Consider the following 6379-nt stretch of genomic DNA (forward strand, 5'->3'; position numbering starts at 1 on the left):
CGCGGGCCTGGCCGCGTCGGCTTCGGCCCGCGCCGCCACCACTGCCGCCGCGCCCGACAGCGGCGCGCAAGTGACCGACGCGCCGCAGAGCACCCACACGCAAGACCGCGTGCCGTTCCTGGGCAAGCACCAGGCCGGCATCGTCACGCCGCGCCCGACGGCCGGCATGATCGCGTCGTTCTACGTGCTGGCCGAGAACCGCGCCGACCTGGAGCGGCTGTTTCGCACGCTCACCGAGCGCATCGCGTTTCTCACGCAGGGCGGCCCGCAGACCGACCCCGACCCCAAGCTGCCGCCCGCGGGCTCCGGCATCCTGGGCCCGGTGGTGCAGCCCGACGGGCTGACCGTGACGGTGTCGGTCGGCACCTCGCTGTTCGACGAGCGCTTCGGCCTCGCGAAGAAAAAGCCCGTGCGCCTGAACCAGATGCAGCGCCACCCGAACGACGCGCTCGACGCCGCGCTGTGCCACGGCGACCTGTCGATCCAGTTCTGCGCCAACACGCCCGACACCAACATCCACGCGCTGCGCGACATCATCAAGAACACGCCCGACCTGCTGGTGCTGCACTGGAAGCAGGAGGGCACCGTGCCGCCGATTCCGGCGGTGCCGGGCAAGCCGGCCGAGAGCGCGCGCAACTTCCTGGGTTTTCGGGACGGCTCGGCCAACCCCGACTCGGCCGACGACAAGCTCATGGACGGCATCGTCTGGGTGCAGCCCGGCAGCGACGAGCCGGCCTGGGCCGTGGGCGGCAGCTACCAGGCGGTGCGCATCATCCGCAACTTCGTGGAGCGCTGGGACCGCACGCCGCTGCAGGAGCAGGAGGCCATCATGGGCCGCCTGAAGCCCACCGGCGCGCCCATGGACGGCGGCAAGACCGAGCACGACGTGCCCGACTACGCCAAGGACCCCGAAGGCAAGGCCACGCCGATGGACGCGCACATCCGACTGGCGAACCCGCGCACCAGAGCCTCGGACAAGAACCTGATGCTGCGCCGCCCCTTCAACTATTCGAACGGCGTGACCAAGTCGGGCCAGCTCGAGATGGGGCTGCTGTTCATCTGCTACCAGGCCAACCTGGAGAACGGCTTCATCGCGGTGCAGACGCGCCTGGACGGCGAGCCGCTCGAGGAATACATCAAGCCCATCGGCGGCGGCTTCTTCTTCACGCTGCCCGGCGTGCGGGACGCGCGCGACTGGCTGGGGCGCGGCCTCATGTCGGCCTGAAGGCCGCCCGCGCCGCACAAGTTTTTTCACCACTGCCCAGAACTAGGAGATCCATGACCGTGCAGTTCCGCCGCCACTTCCTCGCCACTCTCGTCGCAGGCTTCGCCGGGCTCCATGCCCTGGGCGCCCAGGCCGCCGTGTCGCCGCTCGAGCTGGTCGGACCGATCTCCGACTACAAGATCTACGTCGCCGAGAACGTGCGCAAGCTGGCCGCGGACACCCGTGCCTTCACCGCCGCGGTGAAGGCCGGCGACATCGAGAAGGCGAAGAAGCTGTACGCGCCGACGCGCACGAGCTACGAGCGCATCGAGCCGGTGGCCGAACTGTTCAACGACCTCGACAAGTCGATCGACTCGCGCGCCGACGACCACGAGAAGGCCGAGAAAGACCCGGCCTTCGGCGGCTTCCACCGCATCGAGTACGGCCTGTGGGTGCAAAAGAGCACCAAGGAGCTGAACCCCGTGGCCGACAAGCTGCTGGCCGACGTGCTCGAACTGCAAAAGCGCCTGGTCGCGCTGACCTTCCCGCCCGAGAAGGTGGTGGGCGGCGCCGCCGTGCTGATGGAAGAGGTGGCGGCCACCAAGATTTCCGGCGAGGAAAACCGCTACAGCCACACCGACCTGTGGGACTTCCAGTCGAACTTCGAGGGCGCCTACAAGATCGTCGAGCTGCTGCGCCCGCTGGTCGTGAAGGAAAACAAGGCCTTCTCGGACAAGACCGACGCCAATTTCAAGGTCGTGTTCGACACGCTGGCCAAGTACAAGACGGCCGACGGCGGCTTCGAAACCTACTCGAAGCTCAGCGAGCGCGACCGCAAGCTCCTGGCCGGCCGGGTCAACACGCTGGCCGAAGACCTGTCCAAACTGCGCGGCATGCTGGGCCTGAACTGATCGAAAACCCCGATTCGGCGGGGGATCGGCGTCTTTCGAGGGCTTTGGTCAGGTTTTCGCGAGTGAGAATTGCTAGCATTCGGGTATTGCTTACTTGGCGCGCCGATATTCAGGGCGCTCTCTCACCGTGCATACCAATGACAACGGCGCAGTGCCGGCATCCGCCGCGCTGCGCCTCGACCAGCTTCCGAACAACCAGTGGGCCACCGTGCTCGACGTGGCGCGCCCCGAGGACGCCGACGGCCGTGAACTCGTCCTTCGGCTGACCGAAATCGGCTTCGTGCCGGGCGAGGCCGTGCGCATCGTCGCCAGCGGCCTGCCGGGCCGGGAGCCGCTGGCCGTGCGCCTGGGCCACACCACCTTCGCGCTGCGCCGCCACGAGGCCGCGCTGATCCACGTCACGCCGGGAGCCGCGAACCATGGTTGAAGCCGTCATCCAGGGCCCGGGCCGCCTCGCGCCCACCGCCCAGCCGGGCCGCATCGCGCTGCTGGGCAACCCCAACTGCGGCAAGACCGCGCTGTTCAACCTGCTCACCGGCAGCCGCCAGAAGGTGGCCAACTACGCCGGCGTGACCGTCGAGCGCAAGGAAGGCACGCTGCGCACGCCCACGGGCCGCCGCGTGTTCGTGCTCGACCTGCCGGGCGCCTACAGCCTGAACGCGCTGAGCGCCGACGAGGCCGTCACCCGCGACATCGTCACCGGCCAGAGCAAGGAAGCGCTGCCCGACCTGCTGGTGTGCGTCACCGACGCCACCAACCTGCGGCTGAACCTGCGGCTGGTGCTCGAAGCCCGCAAGCTGGGCCTGCCGATGGTGGTGGTGCTCAACATGATGGACATGGCCAGAAAGCAGGGCATCACGGTCGACGCGGCCGTGCTGTCGCGCGAACTGGGCGTGCCCGTGGTCGAGACGGTCGGCGTGCACACCGGCGGCGCGCAAGACCTGCTGGCCGCGCTCGATTCGCCCGTGGCCGCCGCCGCGCCGCAGCCCTGGCAGGCGCCGGGGCTCGACGACGTGCTGGCCACGCAGCGCGAAGTGCGTCGCATCCTCGGCCTGGCGGTGCAGGAGCCCGTGGGCAGCCTGGCCACCAGCGACCGCATCGACCGCTTGGTGCTGCACCCCGTGTGGGGCATGCTGGTGCTGGCCGTGACCATGTTCCTGATGTTCCAGGCCGTGTTCAGCTGGGCCAACGTGCCGATGGACGCGATCAAGGCCGGCACCGAGGCGCTGGGCGGCCTCCTGAAGGCGCACATGGCCGAGGGCATGCTGCAGAGCCTGCTGGTCGACGGCGTGATCGCGGGCGTGGGCGGCGTGGTCGTGTTCCTGCCGCAGATCCTGATTCTTTTCTTCTTCATCCTCGCGCTGGAAGACTCGGGCTATTTGCCGCGCGCGGCGTTTCTGCTCGACCGCGTGATGGGCACCGTGGGCCTGTCGGGCCGCTCGTTCATTCCGCTGCTGTCGAGCTTTGCCTGCGCCATTCCGGGCGTGATGGCCACGCGCACCATCAGCAACTGGCGCGACCGCATCACCACCATCATGATCGCGCCGCTCATGACCTGTTCGGCGCGGCTGCCGGTGTATGCGCTGCTCATTGCTGCCTTCATTCCGGCGCGCACCGTGGGCGGCGTGTTCAACCTGCAGGGCGTGGTGCTGTTCGCGCTGTATGTGTTCGGCATCGTCTCGGCCATGGCCGTGGCGTGGGTGATGAAGCGCTTTCGCGACAACACCTCGCACTCGCCGCTGCTGATGGAGCTGCCGGCCTACCGCTGGCCCAACCCGCGCAACCTGGCGCTGGGTTTGTACGAGCGCGCATGGATCTTCCTGCAGCGCGTGGGCACGATCATCCTTACGCTGACCATCCTGCTGTGGTTCCTGTCGACCTTTCCGTCGCCGCCGGCAGGCGCGACCGGGCCGGCCATTCAATACAGCCTGGCCGGCATGATCGGCCGCGGGCTGGAGCACATCTTCGCGCCCATCGGCTTCAACTGGCAGATCTCGATCGCGCTGGTGCCCGGCATGGCGGCGCGCGAAGTGGCCGTGGGCGCGCTGGGCACGGTGTATGCGCTGTCGGCCACGGGCGACGACGTGGCGGGCCAGCTGGAGCCGCTGATCGCGGGCAGCTGGACGCTGGCCACGGCGCTGTCGCTGCTGGTCTGGTATGTGTTCGCGCCGCAGTGCATCTCGACGCTGGCCGCGGTGAAGCGCGAGACCGGTTCGTGGAAGTACGTCTGGATCATGGCCGGCTACCTCTTCGCGCTGGCGTACATGGCCTGCTTCATCACCTACCGCGTTGCAGTGGCACTCGGAGCAGGTTAAAACCTACACTGAAAGGTTTGAAGAAGAAATGGCACAGCAACTGATCGTCGGATTGATCGTCGCGGCGGCCGCGTTCTACGCGGTCTGGCGCTGGATGCCCGCGGGCTGGCGACGCGGTGCCGCGCAGAAGCTCGCGGCCGGCACGCACCGCGCGGGCTGGGTCGACGAAGAGCGCGCCAAGGCGCTGGCCGCCTCGCTGGCCAAGACATCGGGCTGCGGCTCGTGCGACAGCTGCGGAAGCTGCGCCCCCAAGACCCCCTCCAAACAACCGGAAGCCGACCAGGCCACGAGCCACACACCCAGCGCGCTGTCGTCCACGCACAGCCGCTGAGACCGATGCCCGCGCACATCCTCGTCGCCGGGGGCGGCATCGGGGGGCTGGCCACCGCGCTGGCGCTGTCCCGTCACAGGCACCGGGCCGACGTTTTCGAGCAGGCCACCGTGTTCGGCGAAATCGGCGCTGGCGTGCAGCTCGGCCCCAACGCCACGCGGCGCCTTCAGCAACTCGACCTGGGCCAGGGCCTTGCGGCCATCGCCGCGCGGCCCGACGCACTGGTGGTCCACAGCGCCGAGAGCGGTTCCGAACTCGCCCGCATGCCGCTGGGCGACACCATGCAACAGCGCTACGGCGCGCCTTATTTCTGCGTTCATCGTGCCGACCTGCACGGCCTGCTGCTCGATGCCGTGCGCGCGCGCGGCACCGGCACGCTCGTCACTGCCGCCCGCATCGCGCAGGTCGAGACCAGCGACGACCTCGTCTGCATGTCGAGCAACGACGCCCGCGCCTGGGAGGGCGAGGCCATCGTCGGCGCCGACGGCCTCTGGAGCCTGGTGCGCCAGCAGCTCGACACGCCGCTGGCCGCCGAGCCGCCGCGCGTCACCGGCCACACGGCCTGGCGTGCGTTGATCGAACAGCCGCGCCTGCCCGCCGCGTTGCGTCGTCAGCAGGTCCATGTGTGGCTGGGACCGCGCCTGCATGCGGTGGCCTACCCGGTGCGCGGCGGCGAGTGGCTCAACGTGGTGGTGATCGCTGAATCGTCGCCCGCCGGTGACGCGCGCGACTGGGACCAGTCCAGCAGCCTCGCCGCGCTGAAGCAGGCCATGGGCCGAAGCTGCGCGGGCCTGCAGTCATTGCTCGACGCCATGCCCGGCTGGCGCGCGTGGTCGCTCGGCGACCGGGCACCGATGACCTGCGCCGCCGACATGGCGCATGAGCGCGTCGCGCTGGTGGGCGATGCCGCGCACCCGATGGTGCCGTACCTCGCGCAGGGCGCGGGCATGGCCATCGAGGACGCGGTGGCGTTGGCCGATGCGCTCGGCGAGGGCAGTGCGCCCCAGGTGCCCGCCGCGTTCGCGCGTTATGCCGAGGCACGCTGGGCGCGCAACGCACAAGTGCAGGCACGCGCGCGCCGCAACGGCGAGATCTTCCACGCCACGGGCGCCGTGCGCCTGGGCCGCGACATGGCGATGCGTGTGCTGGGCGCGAAGCTGCTCGATCAGCCTTGGTTGTACGGCGGCTGAGCTGGCGGCAACCGAAAGGCGAGCCTAGAGACTGAAAGTCTGCAGGTGCTCGATGCGCTCGGCGAGCCCCTCCTGCCCGAGGTAGTGGCCGTGCTTGCCGTCCTGCATCTTCGCGAGCGTGGTCTCCAGCTCGAGCAGCATCGCGTCGCGGTCCGCGATGACGCGGGCGTCACGTCGATGCCCGCCCGCGTGCAGGCCTCGGCGATCAGGTGGGCGCTTGCGGGCGCACCGCAGGCCGCGCACTTGACGATGGCCGCCACGTTGGGCTCCGCGCCGTTGGCGAGCAACGCGCTCGTGAGTTCGGGGGCAATCTGTCCGTCGATGTTGCGCAGTGCGTCCGGGGCCACCGGCGCGCCCGCGCGCACCAGCGCCGCCGCGGCCGCGAAGGCGTCGTGGCCCACCGCGACATCGGTGGCCAGCGCGCTGCC

At 69.6% G+C, this 6379-nt stretch carries 6 protein-coding genes and 1 pseudogene; all 7 read left to right on the top strand.

The features are described 5' to 3' along the window. The coding region (gene efeB / locus BMG07_RS39060) for an iron uptake transporter deferrochelatase/peroxidase subunit (RefSeq protein ID WP_198088980.1) at positions 1–1225 on the top strand (1225 nt) is incomplete at its 5' end. A gap of 53 nt (positions 1226–1278) precedes the next feature. Further along, the gene (efeO, locus tag BMG07_RS39065; protein WP_198088981.1) at positions 1279–2115 is read left to right on the top strand and encodes an iron uptake system protein EfeO; all 837 of its coding nucleotides are present in this window, start codon (positions 1279–1281) and stop codon (positions 2113–2115) included. A 127-nt stretch (positions 2116–2242) separates the two neighbouring features. Then, positions 2243–2542 carry a FeoA family protein gene (locus BMG07_RS39070; RefSeq protein WP_198088982.1) on the top strand — a complete coding sequence of 100 codons (300 nt, stop codon included), beginning with the start codon at positions 2243–2245 and terminating at the stop codon, positions 2540–2542. Then, positions 2535–4430 carry a ferrous iron transporter B gene (locus BMG07_RS39075; RefSeq protein WP_198088983.1) on the top strand — a complete coding sequence of 632 codons (1896 nt, stop codon included), beginning with the start codon at positions 2535–2537 and terminating at the stop codon, positions 4428–4430. Before BMG07_RS39070 ends, BMG07_RS39075 begins: the two co-directional genes overlap by 8 nt. Positions 4431–4458: 28 nt before the next feature. Continuing rightward, positions 4459–4761 (top strand): DUF6587 family protein, encoded by a 303-nt coding sequence (locus BMG07_RS39080; protein ID WP_198088984.1) that lies wholly within the window; start codon positions 4459–4461, stop codon positions 4759–4761. Positions 4762–4766: 5 nt separating this feature from the next. Next, positions 4767–5951, top strand: a complete 1185-nt coding sequence (locus BMG07_RS39085) for an FAD-dependent monooxygenase (protein WP_198088985.1) — start codon at positions 4767–4769, stop codon at positions 5949–5951. A gap of 177 nt (positions 5952–6128) precedes the next feature. Next, positions 6129–6379: pseudogene (locus BMG07_RS43670) on the top strand (hypothetical protein); the annotation flags it as partial.

The organism is Variovorax sp. E3 (genome assembly GCF_016082275.1).
In the GTDB taxonomy this organism is placed as follows: Bacteria; Pseudomonadota; Gammaproteobacteria; order Burkholderiales; family Burkholderiaceae_C; genus Variovorax.